Genomic DNA, 19,518 nt, shown 5'->3' with positions numbered 1-19,518 from the left:
AATTTGGGATCTCTTGTATAATCAGTTAATCTAGTATAAGCAATATGATCAGACCCTGGAAAACCACTTTTAACATCTCATTCGACTCAGGTAAAACAATAGTCGAAGAAATTGCAGCAAGTATTAGAGAAGAAATTGTTAAAGGAAGATTGGAAAGGGGGGCTCCATTGCCTGGTACCAGAACTCTAGCTAACGATTTGGGTGTAAATCGAAAAACAGTTGTATTTGCATACGAATCCCTTATTGCTGACGGTTGGGCAGAAGCCAGGTTGAAATCCGGAACATTTGTTTCGGATAAGCTGCCGGAAATAAAAGGCTTGAATACGGAGGAAGCAGTTAAGATGGAGAGCAATTTTGAAATCAGAGAATTTATATCTGCTCCTTTGACTGAAAAACCTACTCCTGGAAATCTTATTTTTTTTAATGAAGGAGCTCCTGATGCAAATTTAGCACCATTGAAAGAATTATCCAGAGCCTATAGAAGGATTTTAGACAGACAAGGTAAGTGGCGTATTTTAGGCTATGGCGATGAACGTGGCGATTTAAAACTAAGGGAGATGTTGACACTTTTTTTATCCAGAGATAGGGGATTTCATGCTGATCCAGAAAATATCTGTATTACAAAGGGAAGTCAGATGGCATTATATCTTACAGCAAGGGTATTAATTAATCATGGAGATACTGTAGTTGTTGAAAACCCAGGCTACCCTGCAGTGAGAAGGCTATTTGCCGAAAATGGTGCCTTAGTTAAAACGGTAGAGGTTGATCAGGAAGGGATTGATATTAACGCTTTAGAATCACTATGCAAAAATGATAAGATCAAAGCAGTTTATGTTACACCTCACCATCAGTTTCCAACTACCGTAACAATGAAAGCAGGAAGAAGAATAGAACTTCTTGAGCTATCTATTAAATACAGTTTTGCCATTATAGAAGATGATTATGATCACGAATATCATTTTGGCGCAGGTAATAACCTTGCTCTAGCAAGTAGTGAAATGGCTGTAAATGTGATTTACATCAGTTCATATAGTAAATTGATTGCTCCAGCTATACGGGTTGGATATATTACTGGTCCGAATATGTTTATGAAATCATTGATTAGTCTACGTGCACAAATAGATCGTCAGGGAGATAATATTCTTGAACATGCTATAGCCGATTTGATGGAAGATGGAACCATTGGACGACATGCTAAAAAAGCAGTATCAATATATAGGAACAGGAGAGATTTGATGGAGAAATGTTTGACAAAGGATTTTGGTACTATACTTAATCATAAACGTCCTGAGGGAGGATTGGCTTATTGGATCGAGTTTAATGAAAAAATTGATTTTAATAAATATGCTGAGCTTTTAAAACGTAAACATATTCAAATTGTACCTCCTGAAACTTTTTATAATGATGGACTCGCAAGATTTGGAATGCGCTTGGGTTATGGTTCTTTGAATGAAGAAGAATTAGAAAATGGGATTAAAACATTGGCTGAGGTTTATAATGAAATGAAAGGGCAATAATGATGATAAGGAAAAAGCTTGTTTGTTAATAATTTGGGAAAATTTAGTTAATATTGAATGTGTTTTTTTGCAAAAAATACTGGGATTCAATATGCATCAGGAAAGAGTAAATAACTTAAATGAGGTTCAGCTGCTGATTGCACTTAAATCAGGAGACCGCTATGCATTTGAAAAAATCTATCAGAATTATAGTCCACGGATCTTTCTGAATATCCTGAAAATGATTAAATCAGTAGATGATTCTCAGGAAATCTTACAAGATGTATTCATTAAAGTATGGGAAAAACGTGAACTGATAGATCCCGAGCAACCCTTTAAATCCTACTTATTTCAAATCTCAAGATATACCGTATACAATTTCTTTAGAAAAGTCAATCTTGATAAAAAACTCAAAGCTTATCTAAGTTTTGAAAATACTGAACTGTATACACATATTGAAGAGAATATTGCGCAGCGTGAGAATAATCTGATTATAATGAAGGCAATCGAAGAATTGCCTCCACAGCGCAAGCAGATTTATAAATTATGCAAAATCGAAGGTAAAAGTTATGCTGAGGTTGCTATATTGTTAGGCATCTCTTCATCTACCATCAACGATCATATTGTTAAGGCTACAAAGTTCTTGAGAGAAAGGCATTCTTCTTTTGGAACTGCACTTACTTTATCAATAATTTCAATTCTTTTGAAGGACCTTTAGTATTTCTTTTTAAGTCATCAAAGCAATAGATCACAATTTTATTTAAATAAGTGATAATTATTTATAATCAGAGCAGATGCTTTTTGATTTCCAGGTGTAATAGCAATAAATGGATAAGCCTTGGAGAATATAAATAAAATAAGAGCCACCCTTAGCAGATACATCAACAATGAGTTGGATGAGGATGAGGCAAGGGTATTTCTGGAATACATACAGTCTGGTTCCGATCAGGATATTGTCATGTTACTGATTGAAGAGTGTCTGAATGGTGCTCAGAATGAGCAATTGCTAGATAAACCAGAACTTTTAGCCTTGTTGAACCAGTCTTTTACAAGGATCACAAATAGTATTGATGTTAAACGGAAGAAAGTTGCAATCAGATTATGGCCAGCTATCGCCGGTATTGCAGCTGCCCTGGCACTTGTCGCTATTGGTATCTATTTCTTTAATCATAAAAATGCAGGTCCGGGCGAACGTTTTGATGTAGCTCAGATAGTTATTCCCGGAAAAGTGGGGGCTACTTTAACCTTGGCAAATGGAAGAAAGATCAGATTGTCTGAAGCCGGCGATGGAGAAATTGCTAAAGAAGAAGGGATAAGTGTAATAAAAACATCAGAAGGGGAATTAGTTTATGAAATATCAAACAAGGCTGCTGGGGTAAATAAGGAAAATACCCTGACAACTGCAAAAGGTGAAACATACGTTCTGATCCTGCCGGATAGATCTAAAGTATGGATGAATGCTGCTTCAAGTTTAACCTACAGTACTAACTTAAATAAAGGAATCAGACAGGTAAAACTACAGGGAGAAGCTTATTTCGAGATATCTGAAGATAAAACCCGTCCTTTTATTGTAGAAACAAGAAAACAAAAGGTTCAGGTATTAGGTACTCATTTTAATGTGAATGCATATTCAGATGAAGATAAAGTAACTACTACACTTTTAAAAGGAAGTGTAAAGGTGTCGGGTAATTCCGGAGAGGAAATACTAAAACCGGGCGATCAGTCTTTAGTAACAGAAAACTCAATATCTATTTCCAAAGTTGATACAGAAAGAGCAGTAGCCTGGAAAAACAACAAGTTTCTTTTTGAAAATGACGACATCCGTTACATCATGCGTATGATTGGTCGCTGGTATGATGTAGATGTAATTTATACAGGAGAAATGCCAACAGAGAAATTTGGTGGAGGTGTATCACGCTTTGATAATGTCCTACAGGTGTTAAAGATCTTAGAATCCACAGGAGGTGTACATTTCAAAATTGAAGGTAGAAAGATTTTCGTATCAAAATAATAAAAGCTAAAAATAGAATGATGTATAAATCTAAAAATGAACAATATGTTAAACCTAAAAAATTAAAGATGGAGAAATGAGTACGAAAGTATAGCAAAGGCTTTTATCCAAAAAAACCAGAAGTGTAACTAGCACCCCTGGTTTATGATTGGTCTATGTCAATAAGAATTAACATTTAACCGCAGATGCCTTAAGTTTTCGAGGCCATAGGCATACTGCACAACCAAACTAATACGAATGTATATAATTTCTACGAAGAAACGGGATATACCGCAATGGTATGTCCGTAAATTTTTGCTGATTATGCGATTAACCACGGTTATATTAATAGCATCGCTTATGCAGGTTAGTGCTTCCACACTAGCTCAAAAAATCAGTCTGTCTAAAACAAATGCCTCTTTGAAAGCCGTTATCAAAGAAATCAGGGCCCAAAGTGGATATGAGTTTATTTACACAGAAAGTGTTTTTAAAGCATCTTTACCTGTAACCATTAATGTTAAAGGTGGCAATTTTGATGATGTGCTAAAACAAGTTTTCAGGAATCAGCCATTAAGTTTTTCTATTGATAGTAAAACTGTTATTATCAAACAAAAGGAGAAAAATCTACTAGATGAAATTGTTGGTCAGTTTCAGACAACTGATGTCCGGGGTAGGGTATTGGATGAAAATGGCGAGCCAATGTACGGAGCTACAGTAAGGGTAAAAGGTACAAACAAGGTCGCCACAACAGATGGAGAGGGTAGGTTTATACTAAAAGGAGTAAGCGAAAATACTATACTTGAGATTTCTTATCTGGGATACCAGGTCAAAGAATTGAAAGTAACTAAAGATACACGAGAGGTTACAGTTAGGTTGGCAATTGCAGATAGTAAGTTAAATGAAGTGGTGGTTACTGCATTGGGGATCAAAAGAGAAGAAAGAGCGTTAGGTTATGCAATTACAAAATTAGATGGTGACCAAGTTACCAATGCGCCTTCTGGAAACTGGCTTGATGCACTATCGGGAAAAGTTGCTGGTTTAAACATGATCAGGTCAAATGGAGGCCCTGCTGGTTCAAATAAGATTATCTTACGTGGAGAGAACAACCTAACCGGAGGTGCAGACAATGAAGCTTTGGTTGTCATAGATGGAGTAATAGTCAATAATGGCAGTGGTAAGAGAACAGCGACAGGTGGATCTGCTGCAGGACCATCAGACGGGATTCAGCCAACTGATTTTGGAAGCGGAATTAACGATCTTAACCCCGAAGATATTGAGAGTATTACAGTACTTAAAGGCCCAGGTGCTGCTGCTTTATATGGGCAACGTGGTGCAAATGGAGCCATTATTGTGACTACCAAATCGGGCAATACAAAAAGTAAAGGGGTAAGTATAACCTTAACCTCTAATTTAGCAATAGAAAGTCCTAACAGATGGCCAGATTTACAATATGAATATGGACAGGGACAAAGTGGTGCTGATACTTATGGGTATGGTGTGAATAGCGCAAGTAGTTTGGCTTTTGGCCCAAGATTTAATGGTCAGAAATTTGTGCAATATGATCCTGTAACTCAGGCGGCAGCCACAGAAGCTACACCATGGGTGCCTTATAAAAACCAGGTGAGGGAATTTTTTGAAACAGGGAAAACCTTTACAAATTCTATCAGCCTTAGTGGAAACATAAAAAAGAATACTACTTTCCGTGTTTCTGCAACACATGCTGATAACGAATGGATTATTCCGAATACAGGCTTTAAGCGTACCAATGTCTCCTTCTCGGCTAACAGTAAACTCACTTCAAAATTAAGCTTGTCTGTAAAAGCAGCTTACACGAACAGGGAAAGTGATAATTTACCAGGTATGGGATATGGAAATCAATCTGTAATGTATTGGTATGTATTTTGGGTTCCAAATGCCGATATCAACTGGTTACGTAATTATTGGGTAAATGGTAAAGAATACAGAGAACTTAAAGATGTTTTTACCGCATCACCAGAAAATCCTTATGCCATTTCGTATGAGTTTATTAATGGTTCAAAACGTAATGGTATAACTGGTAATGCACAGCTAAACTATGCTTTTACAAAAGAATTGAGCTTGCAGTTAAGAGCAACTTTGGATCGTACAGACGATGATAGAGTGCAAAAACGTCCCTGGACTGCAGCCCGTTTAGCTACTGGTTCTTATCGAACTCAAGATATTATATCTAAAGAATACACCGGTGATTTTTTATTGAAATATAACAAACAAATCAATAAAGATTTCAATTTAACAGGAACCGTTGGTGGCAGTATGCTCAAAAACCGTTATTCCAGAAACGAAACACGTGCTGATGGATTGATAGAGCCAAATGTTTATAGTTTTGATAATGCACAAAATGACCTGGTATATATACCGGATACTGCACGTTTTTCGATGAATAGTGTGTATGGTTTATTCTCTACTTCCTATAAGAACTATCTATATTTAGATTTGACAGCTCGTATGGACTGGAACAGTACTCTTGCAAATCCACAAAGGAAGAATAGTACTGGTTTCTCTTATCCATCCGCAAACCTGAGTTTTATTGCTTCCGATTATTTTAAATTACCTGAAGCTGTCAGTTTTGCAAAATTGAGACTTTCTGTTTCGCAGGTTGGTAGTGGGGGGACAGTTCCTTATCGTACGGCATATTTATATGGCTTGGCAGCTAACGGAACTTATCCAAATGGTTCTCTGCAAAATCCAACTACTATACCCAATCCAGATTTAAAACCGTTAAAAACTACAGCTTACGAAATTGGTACAGACATTAAATTATTTAAAAATCGTTTAGGCATTGATATTGCCGCTTACACCGGAAATACCAAAAATCAAATTTTAGAGCGTATTGTCGACCGCTCATCGGGTTATTCCCGCCAAATTATTAATGCCGGACAGATTAACAACTCTGGCCTGGAGGTGGCAATTAATGGTACACTCTTAAAAAGTAGAAGTTTTAAGTGGACAACCTTTATGACTTTTGCCACAAATAAAAATAAAATCATTGCTTTAGCAAATACAGATACTACTGTATTGTTGCGTTCAAGTGCAGTAGGTGGTGCTCAAATTATAGCCAAGGTTGGTGGTAGTCTGGGTGATATGTATGGCACTGGTTTTTTACGTGCTCCAGACGGACAGGTAATCTATAATGCTACTACAGGAATTCCGCTCTTATCAAGTACCCCTGTTTATTTGGGTAATACCATCCCTAAGTACAAAGCAAGTATAGGTACTGAGTTTACCTATAAACAGTTAAGGCTAAATGTTTTGTTTGATGCGCAAAAAGGAGGGGTAGCCCATTCTTATACCCATGGTCGTCTGGCAGATTTCGGTAAGCTTTCGGCTACTTTGCCGGGGCGTTATAGCGGTATAACCGGAAAAGGTGTGGTAGATAATGGGAATGGGACTTTCAGTCCGAATACAACCATAGCTACTGATATCACATCGTTTTATAATACCTCTATGGGAACAATTAATGGAGAAGGAGCAACCTATAAAACAGATTTCATCAAATTTAGAGAAGCGAGGTTAGATTATACACTACCTAAGTCACTTCTAAAATCAATAAAGGTATCCCGGGCAACTATAGGGGTGTACGGACGTAACCTCGTAATATGGTCCAACTGGCCAATGTTTGATCCGGAGTTTGGTACTTTGAGCGGTACTGATATTGTACAAGGATTTGAGATTGGACAGTTCCCTTCGACACGCACTTTTGGTTTTAATTTAGTGGTAGGTATTAATTAATATAGCAATGAAAAGAACAATATACTTCATTACCCTTTTATGTTTTGCATCGGGCTTTTTGGCTTGCGATAAGGGGTTTGACAGAGAAAATACCGATCCGATAAACATTATCAGTTCTTCGCCTGATAAGTTGCTGGCACCGGCTTTGGTAAACGTTTTAACAGGAAACATGACGCGTAACCGTAACTTTAATAACGAACTGATGCAGGTAACCGTAACACAAAGTGAAGATGATTTTACTGTATTCAGATATAATTTCAGACCGAACATTGCAGATTATACCTGGAATATATGGTACCCTGAACTTACTAACTTTAGGGATATCTATGAGATAGCGAGTAAGCCTGAATACAATAATGATTCGTATAAAGGTATTTCATTGGTATGCGAGGCATGGGTTTTTTCTTTACTTACTGATACCTATGGTGATGTGCCATTTAAGGAAGCAAATCAAGGGAAATTTGGTTTGGTAGAGCCGGCATTTGATAGTCAGAAAGAAATTTATACAGCTTTGTTGGCCAAGCTAGAAGAAGCGAATACTTTGCTGACAGTAAATAAGGCTATTGATGTAACGAGTGATCCGGTTTACAAAGGAGACATTATGTTATGGCGTAAGTTCTGTAACAGTTTGCACCTTCGCCTGTTATTACGTTTATCTGGAAAACAGGAAGTGGCAAGTAAGATGATTGCCAAAATCAAGGAAATGGTGGATACTAATCCATCGAAATATCCGGTGTTCAGTTCAAATGCTGAATCGGCTGTGCTAAAATGGAACGGAACAACTACCACTACAGATCCTTACACAAATCCCTATGCGATCAGTTTACGTGAAAATGATTTCACCATACCTTCCATGTGTAATTTCTTTATACTCAAGTTGGATGATTGGAAAGATCCACGTATAGATATTGGTGCAGTATATGGGGCTAATGCGCGAAACAGGTTGGGGATAGCACCTGGATCCGGTGGATTTATTGGTATTGACAGTGGTTACGAACCTGGTAGTAAAGAACTAAGACAAGCTTATTTTTACTCTTTTGGCAACTCTGAATTCTCTTTGCAAAAAAGTGCGTTAACAGGCATCATTATGACTTATGCTGAATTACAGTTTATTTTGGCTGAGGCAGCAGCTAAAGGTTGGATTTCAGGTTCTGCGGAAACATTCTATTATACAGGTATTGCAAGTGCTATTAATTACTGGGTGCCAAACTTTAACGCAAACATTCAGGATCCTGTGTTTACTAATTACATAACCAATGCAGGCATTGGATGGGATAATAGCTTGCCGTTAGATGCCAGCACGGGCGACAGTAAAATGGAACGCATTCATATCCAGAAGTATTACAGTCTTTTTCTAACCGATTTTCAGCAATGGTTCGAACATCGTCGTACTGGGCATCCAATACTGCCTAAAGGGGCAGGTTTAAAAAATGGCGGAAAAATGCCGGCCAGAATGAACTATCCGGTTTATGTACAATCAGCCAATCCAACTAACTATAGTAAAGCTGTAGCGAGCATGGGAGGTGATGACATGAACACTTTGGTTTGGTGGCAAAAGCCTTAATAAATAAGATTTTATTTAATTTAAAATATTTAACGATGAACAAGCTAATACTTAATATATCATTGCTGTTTTCAGCTTTGTTTCTTTTAGCTAGCTGTGAAAAAACTGGAAATTTTCCGGGTGGAGAAGTTAATCCGCATATAGCCATTTACGATTTAAGAAGCTTTTATAAAGGAGCCGATTATCCACTTACAAAAGAGTCTATGCTCGGCTCAATTGGCGTCACTGGTGTAGTTGTTTCAGATCATAGTGGTAAAAACATGACTTCTGGTTTGCTGATGCTGCAAAACAGATGGAGATTAAATGAGCTTAGAGGAATTGCGGTTAATATTGGTGCTGATGCAGCAAACTATGTACCTGGAGATTCTGTAACTATAAACCTGGTTGGTGGAGTTATGAAGCGGGTTGACGGAATGCTGCAAGTTACAGGAGTAAATGGTTCAGCTGTAGTTAAGGTCGCCTCTGGTAAAACTATTGCGGTTAATCGTGTTCCCAGTAGCTATATTCTGGCTAACCCGGAAAAATACGAAAGCACAGAATTAGTAATTGTAAAAGGTGGTTTTGATCCAATACCTGAACCAACAGATGTATATAGTGGTGATAAATTAGTAAATGACGGGTTTGGTAACTTTAACTTACATACAGAATCAACTGCAACTTTTGCTAATACATCTTTACCAGGGATGGCGAATTTTTTTGGTGTTGTAGAATATACGAAAAGTACAGATGGTAAGTATGTCCCACATTTGCGTATACGCAGACCCGAGGATATTACTGTGCTAAGTTCTACCATTACAAGAGCACCAATTGTAATTTCTGGTTTTTTGGCCATGCCAGAGGGAAGTCCATCAACAAATGGAGAATACATGCAATTTTTGGCAACACAGGATATTGATTTCTCTGTAACTCCATACTGTGTGGTAACTCATAATACCAATTCTGCCTATCAACCAACCGGTGTGCCCCTTAATGGTTGGGCTGCGGGTGGAAGACGTTCATACAAATTTGATCTTAAAGCAGGAACGGTTGCAAAGGGACAATATTTTTATGTAGGCGGAAACTCAAACAAGCTAATTAATGGAATAGGCTCCACCAGTATTGCAAATGGTAAGTGGATCGTATCTAAAAATACAGGAAGCTCTGCAGGTGATGGTCTTGGTGATATCAATGCCGATTTATTATTAAATGGAACCAGTGGTTTTGCTGATGGTATTGCTGTATTTGAAGGACTTACGGTTACAAAAAATACAACCCCGATAGATGTGATCATCACAGGAGCAAATGGTGCGATCTATAACTTAGCGCAGGGTGCAGGTTTACGTATAGCTAACACAGATTGGTATGACATCGTCAATCCTGTTACATTAGAGTCCCAACCTTTGTACAAACAGGGCTCAAATACAATTTGTTTAAGCCGACCGGCACCAACAAATGCTGGCTTTTTTTATAAACTTGGTGGGGTGTACAATATACGTTTGGGACGTTGGATAACAGCAAGGTCACAAAATAGGTTAGACTTAGAAATCACATCGGTGCTTGATGAACTTGAAAAAGAATTCCCTGTTGGCAATGGCACGACTAATGGATTGGTTCCAACTAAAGTTGTAGATTAGTCTGCATGAAAACACAACACACATTTGACAAACAATAATTATGAACAAGATCGCATTCATCATTTCCATTTTTATGCAACTGTATTTTCTGCAGAATGTACAGGCTCAAAGCAAATCTGCAGATAAAAAAGATCAAGAGGTTTTACGGATCATGAGTTATAATATCCACCATGCTAATCCGCCATCGAAGCCGGGTTTTATTGATCTGGATGCCATTGCCCGTGTTATTAATGATGCTAAGGCAGATATTGTAGCATTGCAGGAAGTAGAAACGGGTGTAAACCGTAGTGGACGTGTAGATGAAGCAAAAATGCTTGCTGAAAAGACTGGATTACATTACCAGTTCTTTAAAGCTATAGATCACGATGGTGGCGATTACGGTATTGCCATATTAAGTCGCTATAAAATGCAGGATGTTAAATTGGTTCCGCTTCCGCAGAAAATCACTGCGGAGAAACGTATTTTGGGTTATGCGACTATAAGGGTGGGAAAACAGAAATTCATACTCGCTAATACCCATTTGGATGCTACCAAAATACATGATAACCGTGTGGTACAGATGGAAGGCATTTTAAAAGAGTTTGAAAAGAGTACTTTGCCGGTAATTTTATGTGGCGATTTAAATAGTGTTGCTGGAACAGAAGTGATTAACTTATTGGACCAACAGTTTAAACGTACTTGTACAGAAGACTGTCCAGGCACCATACCACACGATAATCCACGACGTACAATAGACTTTATTGCTACTAAAGATATTAAATGGCAATTGTTGAAATATGAAGTGATTCCAGAGAGCTATGCTTCAGATCATCGCCCTGTTATGGCTACATTTAGCATTCGTAAATAAATAATATTCTTTTGTGCTTATAAAAGCCCTGTTAGTTAGCAAACCTAATTAACGGGGCTTTTTGGTATTGACGAATACTTATTGTTGAGGTATTTTCAATTTAATTTTTTATTATTGGCTGTATTATATTCTTTTTTATAGGGTTAGTAGATTATGAGGGATTTCAGTAAGTATTCAGACCAGGAACTTGCCGCTTTGTTGCGGTCTGGTGATACTGCTGCATTCAAGACAATTTATAAAAAGTATTGGGACAAACTATTAGTTGTAGCGGGTAAACGACTCGATGACCTACAGGAAGCAGAAGAAGTATTACAAGATATTTTTCTAAATCTTTGGTTAAAGAGAGCCGACTTCCAACTCCGTATCAGTTTTGATAATTACTTTGCTGTCGCTGTGAAATTTCAGATAATCAATAGACTGGCAAAACGTTCAAGAGAATCCATTAGAAATAAAGCATTTGCTGCGGGTAGGGTAGAAGTGGCAGAACCTGTAGCTGTTCAGTTCGATTTAGTGCTTTTAAAACAACAGCTTAATGATACTATAGAGACTTTACCTCGCAAATGTCAACTGGTTTTTAAAATGAGCAGGGAGCAGGAATTGTCCAATAAAGAAATAGCTAAAGAACTGGATATCTCTGAAAAAACGGTTGAAAAGCACATGACCAATGCGCTTAAAACTTTGAGAACTCGTTTTGGAAATTTGCTTCCTGTATTGATGTTATTGATCAGATAATATTATTTTATTAAATAAATCAAAAAAAAGGTAGGGTTGTTTGAATTTGATTTGACTATCTATTTAAACACCCATTGATGAAAGTACCTATTTCAACTGAACGGATTAATCTTTTAGCACAAAAATGGCAGGAAGCGAGAATTACTGAAGAGGAGCTGATTGAGTTCAATTCCTGGTATAGTTCTTTTGATGATCTGTTGGAAGTGGATACCGGTGAGGAACGAGAACAGGCTGAAGTTAGAATTTATGAGTCCATTGCTAAGAAAGCAGAGATCAAACCGTATCGTCAAATAACTTTATGGTCGAAAATTGCAGTAGCTGCAGTATTGGCTATTGTAGTTGGGGGAGGCTTATACCTGTTTCAATCTTCGCAAAGTCGCTTAAACGATGCAGCGTTGAAAATGGCAGCTGCCTATCAAATTAAACCAGGAGGAAATAACGCTTCGCTAATACTTGGAAATGGTAAAACTGTAGTGCTGAGTACCGAAAAATCTGGGATAGCCCTAAATGCAGCTGGACTAACTTATGATGATGGAACTGTTGTACAGTCAAATTCTACGGTGGATTTTAAGGATGATTTTACTGTGATTACTCCACGAGGTGGTAGCTATCAGGTTGCACTTCCCGACGGCACAAAGGTTTGGTTAAATGCGGCATCTAGTTTAACTTATAAAAAGGCATCAAAAAATACGATCAAAACCAGAACTGTTGAGTTGAATGGAGAGGGGTATTTTGAAGTTGCTAAAAACAAAAACATTCCTTTTGTAGTATTTTCAAAAGGTCAACGTGTACAAGTGCTCGGTACACATTTCAATATTAGTAGTTATCCAGAAGAGCTTATTGTTAAAACGACTTTAATGGAAGGTAGTATAAGTGTAGAGCCTATTAGTGATACTGATGCTGTACGTATCTTGAAACCCGGTGAACAGTCCCTGCTAAAAGGGCACACGATCCAGGTTAAACAAGCAGATATGGAAGAAGTTATTGCCTGGAAAAATGGATTTTTTAGATTTAACGAAGAACCGCTGACTAGTGTTATGAATAAAATATCACGCTGGTACAATGTGGACTTAGCTTATGAAGGCGGAATCAAAGAATATCAGCATATCGTCTTAGGTGGTTTCGTGTCCCGCTCTAAAGATTTAGGTACAGTACTTAAAGTTATTGAACAGACGGATCAGGTACATTTTGAAGTCAAACAAAGGAAAATAAGAATCATGCATTAGCTTTTGCGTGAAAACACATAATTCGATTAATTAAACCAATAAAAACCAAACCACCATGATACTTTCAAAAAGAGCACCTTAACCATACAAAATATATCGCTAAGATGAAACAGGAGCGCTACCAACGCCCCATGTTTCTTTCTGATCGCTAAAAAATGTATTCACAAATTTCACCAAGCGTAATTGCCCCTGATCTGAAAAAAAGAAGGCAAAACGCCATAACCAGAATATCAAATGTATAAAATTTTTACTAAAATTTTATGTGCCCGGCATGGGTACATAGCTAGACTTCCGTTGCCGATAAATCATGTTTTTAGGCTGTTGGAAGTAAATAAAAGCAAATGGATTATGCGAATTAAACTCGTTGTTGTTTTATTAATTGCTGGGATTATCCAGGTTAGTGCAGCCTCATATGCCCAGAAAATTACATTGAATAAAACAAAGGCAACTTTACAGACCGTATTTGATGAAATAGGCAGACAAAGCGGTTTTGATTTTATTTATGATGCCCAGATTTTAAAAAATACCAACCTGGTCAGCATAAAGATAAGCCAGGGAAGTCTTGAAGAAACACTAAAGAAATGTCTTGATGGGCAGCGTCTTACTTTTACAATTGAAAGTAATACCGTTATCATTAAGCCTCGGGAGCGCTCTTTTCTGGAAGGAGTGGCTAATTTTCTGGCTGCTGTTGTGATTAATGGCCGTGTGGTAGATGAAAATGGGGCACCCGTACCTGGCACAAGTGTAAGGATAAAGGGAATGGATAAGGTCGTTGTTACTGATAGTGATGGTAGATTTACCGTTACTGTTCCTGATGAAAAAGCAATATTATTATTTTCTTATGTAGGATACAGTTCGAAAGAGTTACCCGTAAAACAGGGAATGGTAGTAAATTTGGTTGCAGAACAAAACAAACTTAATGACCTTGTTGTAGTCGGTTATGGTAGTACCAGGCGTAAAGATCTTACTGGCTCTGTGTCTTCTGTAAATATGCAGGAGGTAAAAAATGTGCCATTTGTAAGTCTTGATAATGCGTTGGCAGGTAAAGCTGCTGGTGTACAGGTTGTACAAGGAGATGGTTCACCAGGTGGAGTAGCGAAAATACGTATCCGTGGTGGGGCATCTTTACTGGGAGGAAATGACCCGCTTTACATTATTGATGGAGTTCCCGTTACCATTCAAAATAGGTTTTTAAATACTGCTGCGGAGGTTATAAACCCCGTTGAAGCGACGTTGGCGAATGAGGCTGGAAATTTAAGCGGAACGAGTGTTTCGGGCTCTTTTGCCAGAGGGATAAATAGTCTTGCCGGTTTAAATATCAATGATATTGAGAGCATTGATATTTTAAAGGATGCTTCAGCTACTGCAATATATGGTTCTAAAGCTGCTAATGGTGTCGTAATTATCACCACCAAAAAAGGAAAGGTAAACCAAAAGGCAATTTTGGAAGCTAATTACTATACTGGATTGGCTTCACCAATAAAAGAAAAGCTTCTGAATAAAGATCAGTACATCATGATCATGAAAGAGTCTGCAAAAAACTTCAATGATATCAGGGCCGAAATTGGAAGGGCACCAAATGCAATTGCAAGTAATATATTGAATAACCCGAATTTTTTTGGCACGAATAATACCGATTGGTTAGGCTTGGTACTGAGGAATGGAATTACTCAGAATGCAGATGTCTCTGTTAGAGGAGGTGGAGTCGCTTCAAGTTATTATACTTCTTTGTCTTATACCTCACAGAATGGAGTAGTAAAAGGATCTGATTTTGATAGAATTTCAGGGAAAATTAACCTGGATAATCAATTGAGTAAGAAATTCAGAATCAGTACAAATTTGGATTATGGCTTTACTAAAAACAACATCAGTAATGGCGTTTATCCTCAGGCGTTAATGGCTCCGCCAACAATTGCTCCTTATAATGCTGATGGAAGTATACACATTATCACTAATACCGAATTAGGGAACGCACTTCCAGATTCAAGATTATCTAGTATTCAAAGTCCGCTTGCACTACTCACTGCAATCAATCAAGGTAAAAGCACATCATTGATCGGATCATTGTCTCTCGACTATGAATTGCTGCAGGACTTGAAGTTTAAAAGTACGGTATCGGTTAACCACAGCAGTTATCACCAGTTGAATTATGCACCTAGTATACTGGCTTTGGGTAGCCAAACTGGGGTAAGAGGTTCAGCGGGAGGTGTCGGTACACAGGGGCAGACGGAAAATAATGTTGTATTTTTTGAAAACACATTCACATGGAATAAACAGTTCAATGAAGACAATAGATTAAACCTGCTTGTTGGAACCTCTTTTGAAAAAAATCGATTCAATTCATTTTCTGCAAGTGGACAAGGATTCCCTGATGATCAGTTTTTGAATGGCTTATCTTCAGCCGCAATTCCACTTCCACCTTTTAATGCATCCGGACAAAATGCTTTACTTAGTTTTTATATGAGGGGAAATTATGCCTGGAAAGATAAATATCTATTGACATTTACAGCCCGTGCAGATGCCTCATCTAAGTTTCCGAAAGAAAACAGGGTAGGGTATTTCCCTTCTGGAGGTGCTGCCTGGAGGATGTCTCAGGAGGATTTTATGAAAAACATTACCTGGTTAGATGAATTGAAACTTAGGGCAAGTGCTGGTTATACAGGTACCCAGAATATTGGTAACAATCTTTTTTATACGCTTTATAGCCCGGTTTCTATTGGGGGAGAGAATGGCTTAATTCCTACTCAATTAGGTAATAATACCATAAAGTGGGAATCTACTTTACAGAAAGACCTGGGGATAGATTTCTCTGTTTTCAAATCAAAACTGACCGGTACTTTCGGATATTACCAGAAAAATACCAGTGGTGTGTTGTTCAATACACCTGTTGGCAGAAGTTCAGGCTTCGGAGAAGTGATTGCTAATGTCGCAAACATCCAGAATAGAGGACTAGAATTGGATTTGAATGCAGAATTCATCAATAATAAAAATTTCAAGTGGTCCGGTGGCCTTAACATATCCAGAAATAGGTCTAAAGTACTTAAACTTTCAAATGTCTCTCCCGATCTTTCTAATCCTGGGGTTTATACCTTCGGAAATGCGGTTTTAAAGGTAGGTGAGCCATTGGGTTTATTGTATGGAGTTCCTTCATTGGGTGTGATAAATACCAAGGAAGAATTAGAAGCATACAAAGCTGTTGATATACTCTATCAATGGGGTGCAAATCCTTATCTGACAATTGGAAGTCCTAAATATGAACATGATGCTGAAGGATATAATAAGAAAGATATCATTGGACGTGCTGAACCTAAGTTTTATGGGGGCTATACAAACACAGTTTCTTACAAAAACTTCAGCTTGAGTTCATTATTTACTTTTTCTTATGGAGGAGATATCTTATACCTGCGAGATGCTATGAATAAGCAGGTAACAAACCTAACCAATAAAGGTACGCGTATATTAGATCGTTGGACACCAGAAAATGTTCAATCAAGCAGACCACAATTGGCTTATTTGGTTTCATTGGTTAATTCCACACCATCAAGTGCTGATGTGTTTGATGCCTCTTATATAAAACTTAAGTCGGTAACGCTAAATTATCAGTTGCCTAAATCATTATTAAATAAGCTGAAGATTAACCAATGTTCTGTTTATGCATCAGGAATAAACCTGTTCAGCATTACAAACTATCCCGGCTTAGATCCTGAAGTCACGGATGACCCATATAGTATCATCGGGGGATACACAGATGCAGGGGCCTACCCGGCAGTAAGACAGTACAGTTTAGGTATTCGTCTTGGGTTTTAAGTTTTATCAATGTTAATTTATCAGAAATGAAGAAAATACTCACCTATACTTTTTGCAGCATGCTTTTATTGCTGCAGTATGCTTGTAAAAAAACACTGAATGCCTTGCCCGAAAATGCAAAGGTAGATGCGAATACTATCCTGGATCAAAAAACAGCTGAAGTTGCACTTCGGGGAGCTTATTATTTATTGTATAATATTCCTGGACGTGGTACGAATATTACCTGTTGGGATAATCATCAATGGCTTCCTGCTTACTATGCTGGTTATCTTGCAGGAGCATCTGATGGACCAGAAGAGGAGAACCGGTATGCTGAAAGTTCTATGATTAGTTCTGTATGGAATGAATCGTATGCAACAATTAACGCTGCAAATGGAATCATCAACAGGTTAAATATATTACCAGATGCATCTTTTGCCAACAACAGAAAAGAAGGGATTCTTGGTGAAGCTAAATTTCTAAGGGCATATAGCCATTTTAAAATTTTAAGCTATTATGGAGAATGGTTTAAATATGATAGTAAGTATGGTATCTTAATTCGTGAAGAATTGTCTAATCTTGCGAATATTGCAAAAGCAAGAAGTAATGTAAAAGATAGTTATGATTTTATACTTGCTGATCTTGATTATGCAATTGATAATGCACCTTCACAGGGGCCGAACCATTATGCTACTAAATGGGCAGCAATGGCATTAAAAATGAGAGTGCTGATGAGTAGGTCACAAACAGGAGATTATAATGAGGTGATTAGTATTGCTAATCTGATCATACAGAATAGCCCTTATAGTTTAGAAAATGATCCTAAAGATATATTCAGAAGCAAAGGACTAAGTAGCAATGAAGTTATTCTGGGGATAAAACCTCAGCCTAATCAGGAGAATAATAGCTACAATTTAAGTATTTTATATTCTCAATATACTGCTCAGATTACCGTAACACATCACGCGACCAAAAGACTGTACGACTTGTTTAGAACTACTGACCCTCGTAAGAATTGGGTAACAGGCGATCTTGTTCCTGGTAATACTAACGGAGGGCATTTATTTAGCAAATATATCATTGCGAATGGCAAGCCAACTGTAGTTTCTGAAACGGCTTATGCATTTCGTTTATCTGAAGTATATCTGTTAAAAGCAGAGGCAATTACGCGTTCAAAAGGTAATATGGATGAGGCAAAACTAATTCTTAAACAAATGATGCAATATGCAGGTGTTACAGATCGTAATTATGTTGATCAGATTAGTTCATATGATGGATTGGAATTAGAAGTATTTTATGAGCTAAGTCGGAACCTGGTAGGTGAAGATGGACAGGAATGGATGGCTCTATTGAGATTTCCTCTGACAACCGTAAAAACGTTGAAACCTACGATTTCGAATACGATACAGTATATTTTACCGATCCCAGCTCATGAATTTTTAACCAATCCTACTATTGGGGATCAGAACCCCGGATACAATAAGAATTAGTTAATCTAAAATTGAAGAAATAAAATATATTTAGAATGATATATAAAATCTTAAATTCGCGGCTTTAAATAAGTTCATGATAAAATTATTTGTGGTGGGATACCCACTTGATATACAGGAAGCTGATCTGATCGAGATCTTTAGCATCCATGGAATGATACATAGCATACACCTGTTAACAGATAAGTATACCCACAAACATAAAGGTTATGGGTTTGTTGAAATGATGGATCAGGCTGGAGCAGACAGAGCAATTGCTGCAATTAATGGGATGGTATTAAGGGGTAGAAAGATCAGTGTTAAACTGGCTGATGAGAATCGTGAGGGAAAACCAAGAGCGTTTAAACCAAATAGGTTTCCTGCTGTGGATGGACAAAGCAATGAAAGTAATGCTAAAACATTCAAAAATAAACGCCCAAGAAAATTGATTTCAAATACTTTCAGGGCAGAAAATTAGTAAAATAAATAGAGCCTGTATCATAACGATCAGGCTCTATTTATTAATCAGGTGCTATCATCCCGAATTCTGCCCATTCTTCTTTTGAAGGACCATATAGACCAGGAACAGGAAGCCCAAGTATACGCATGATCACTGTCATTTGACCACGATGATGGCTTTGATGAGAAATAAGCACACGTAATATTTTGCCCTTTTCCCAAAGTTCTTCATACATTTCTACTTGGTCAGTTAGTGATGAATCTGTCCATTTTGAACGAACAGCCTTGATCAGCGCTTCACTATATTTTTCGTAAATTTTAGCAAGTTCCTGTACAGTTGATGGCATATTGGAATGTTCCAATTCATCTTCATTAAATAATCCGGCTCGATTTCCCATTTCAGTAATCGTTTGGATAAGGTGCCAGGAAAGTCGTTCCAATGAACGTACTTCCGGGTGGACTAAAACCTTTTTCGTATTTTCAGTCAGGGTCGAAAATACTTTAACAGAACCTGTTGATTCTGCGTCCCAGTCTTTTATAAAATCTTCAATGCTACGATACATAGTTA

At 37.6% G+C, this 19,518-nt stretch carries 13 protein-coding genes; 12 read left to right on the top strand and 1 reads right to left on the bottom strand.

Annotation, left to right across the window (positions count from 1 at the left end; genetic code table 11):
* Positions 1-44 precede the first annotated feature (44 nt).
* From pdxR to ABDJ41_RS20925, 12 genes are all read left to right on the top strand, one after another.
* Complete coding sequence (gene pdxR, locus ABDJ41_RS20980; protein WP_349788095.1) at positions 45-1,517, top strand: MocR-like pyridoxine biosynthesis transcription factor PdxR; 1,473 nt, start codon at positions 45-47, stop codon at positions 1,515-1,517.
* Positions 1,518-1,584: 67 nt separating this feature from the next.
* Positions 1,585-2,214: an RNA polymerase sigma factor gene (locus ABDJ41_RS20975; protein ID WP_349788094.1), complete on the top strand. Its 630-nt coding sequence runs from the start codon at positions 1,585-1,587 to the stop codon at positions 2,212-2,214.
* A gap of 120 nt (positions 2,215-2,334) precedes the next feature.
* Positions 2,335-3,507: a FecR family protein gene (locus tag ABDJ41_RS20970; protein WP_349788093.1), complete on the top strand. Its 1,173-nt coding sequence runs from the start codon at positions 2,335-2,337 to the stop codon at positions 3,505-3,507.
* Between the two features lie 237 nt (positions 3,508-3,744).
* Entirely contained in the window at positions 3,745-7,254 is a 3,510-nt protein-coding gene (locus ABDJ41_RS20965) for a SusC/RagA family TonB-linked outer membrane protein (RefSeq protein ID WP_349788092.1), read from the top strand.
* 7 nt (positions 7,255-7,261) lie between these two features.
* The gene (locus tag ABDJ41_RS20960; RefSeq protein WP_349788090.1) at positions 7,262-8,818 is read left to right on the top strand and encodes a SusD/RagB family nutrient-binding outer membrane lipoprotein; all 1,557 of its coding nucleotides are present in this window, start codon (positions 7,262-7,264) and stop codon (positions 8,816-8,818) included.
* A gap of 35 nt (positions 8,819-8,853) precedes the next feature.
* On the top strand, positions 8,854-10,431 hold the full coding sequence (locus tag ABDJ41_RS20955; RefSeq protein WP_349788089.1) for a DUF5689 domain-containing protein: 1,578 nt from the start codon (positions 8,854-8,856) through the stop codon (positions 10,429-10,431).
* A 40-nt stretch (positions 10,432-10,471) separates the two neighbouring features.
* On the top strand, positions 10,472-11,278 hold the full coding sequence (locus ABDJ41_RS20950) for an endonuclease/exonuclease/phosphatase family protein (RefSeq protein ID WP_349788088.1): 807 nt from the start codon (positions 10,472-10,474) through the stop codon (positions 11,276-11,278).
* Between the two features lie 153 nt (positions 11,279-11,431).
* A complete protein-coding gene (locus ABDJ41_RS20945; protein ID WP_349788087.1) occupies positions 11,432-12,010 on the top strand; it encodes an RNA polymerase sigma-70 factor in 579 nt (192 codons plus the stop codon).
* A 77-nt stretch (positions 12,011-12,087) separates the two neighbouring features.
* Positions 12,088-13,236 (top strand): FecR family protein, encoded by a 1,149-nt coding sequence (locus ABDJ41_RS20940; protein ID WP_349788086.1) that lies wholly within the window; start codon positions 12,088-12,090, stop codon positions 13,234-13,236.
* A gap of 348 nt (positions 13,237-13,584) precedes the next feature.
* Positions 13,585-17,043 carry a TonB-dependent receptor gene (locus tag ABDJ41_RS20935; RefSeq protein WP_349788085.1) on the top strand — a complete coding sequence of 1,153 codons (3,459 nt, stop codon included), beginning with the start codon at positions 13,585-13,587 and terminating at the stop codon, positions 17,041-17,043.
* A 26-nt stretch (positions 17,044-17,069) separates the two neighbouring features.
* Complete coding sequence (locus ABDJ41_RS20930; RefSeq protein ID WP_349788084.1) at positions 17,070-18,512, top strand: RagB/SusD family nutrient uptake outer membrane protein; 1,443 nt, start codon at positions 17,070-17,072, stop codon at positions 18,510-18,512.
* 76 nt (positions 18,513-18,588) lie between these two features.
* Positions 18,589-18,969, top strand: a complete 381-nt coding sequence (locus ABDJ41_RS20925; protein ID WP_349788083.1) for an RNA recognition motif domain-containing protein — start codon at positions 18,589-18,591, stop codon at positions 18,967-18,969.
* Between the two features lie 43 nt (positions 18,970-19,012).
* On the opposite strand, the gene ABDJ41_RS20920 is transcribed toward ABDJ41_RS20925, so the two are convergent.
* Positions 19,013-19,513, bottom strand: coding sequence for a DinB family protein (locus tag ABDJ41_RS20920; RefSeq protein ID WP_349788082.1), 501 nt, complete (start codon positions 19,511-19,513; stop codon positions 19,013-19,015).
* Between the last annotated feature and the right edge of the window lie 5 nt (positions 19,514-19,518).

It is taken from the genome of Pedobacter sp. ASV1-7 (genome assembly GCF_040203335.1).
GTDB lineage: Bacteria > Bacteroidota > Bacteroidia > Sphingobacteriales > Sphingobacteriaceae > Pedobacter.
Note: the sequence above shows the minus strand (reverse complement) of the source record. Positions and strands in the feature narration are given on the sequence as shown.

Coding starts and splice junctions, on each gene's coding strand:
- pdxR (WP_349788095.1), top strand. CDS start 45: ATGATCAGACCCTGGAAAACCACTTTTAACATCTCATTCGACTCAGGT.
- ABDJ41_RS20965 (WP_349788092.1), top strand. CDS start 3,745: ATGTATATAATTTCTACGAAGAAACGGGATATACCGCAATGGTATGTC.
- ABDJ41_RS20960 (WP_349788090.1), top strand. CDS start 7,262: ATGAAAAGAACAATATACTTCATTACCCTTTTATGTTTTGCATCGGGC.
- ABDJ41_RS20955 (WP_349788089.1), top strand. CDS start 8,854: ATGAACAAGCTAATACTTAATATATCATTGCTGTTTTCAGCTTTGTTT.
- ABDJ41_RS20950 (WP_349788088.1), top strand. CDS start 10,472: ATGAACAAGATCGCATTCATCATTTCCATTTTTATGCAACTGTATTTT.
- ABDJ41_RS20945 (WP_349788087.1), top strand. CDS start 11,432: ATGAGGGATTTCAGTAAGTATTCAGACCAGGAACTTGCCGCTTTGTTG.
- ABDJ41_RS20940 (WP_349788086.1), top strand. CDS start 12,088: ATGAAAGTACCTATTTCAACTGAACGGATTAATCTTTTAGCACAAAAA.
- ABDJ41_RS20935 (WP_349788085.1), top strand. CDS start 13,585: ATGCGAATTAAACTCGTTGTTGTTTTATTAATTGCTGGGATTATCCAG.
- ABDJ41_RS20930 (WP_349788084.1), top strand. CDS start 17,070: ATGAAGAAAATACTCACCTATACTTTTTGCAGCATGCTTTTATTGCTG.
- ABDJ41_RS20925 (WP_349788083.1), top strand. CDS start 18,589: ATGATAAAATTATTTGTGGTGGGATACCCACTTGATATACAGGAAGCT.
- ABDJ41_RS20920 (WP_349788082.1), bottom strand. CDS start 19,513: ATGTATCGTAGCATTGAAGATTTTATAAAAGACTGGGACGCAGAATCA.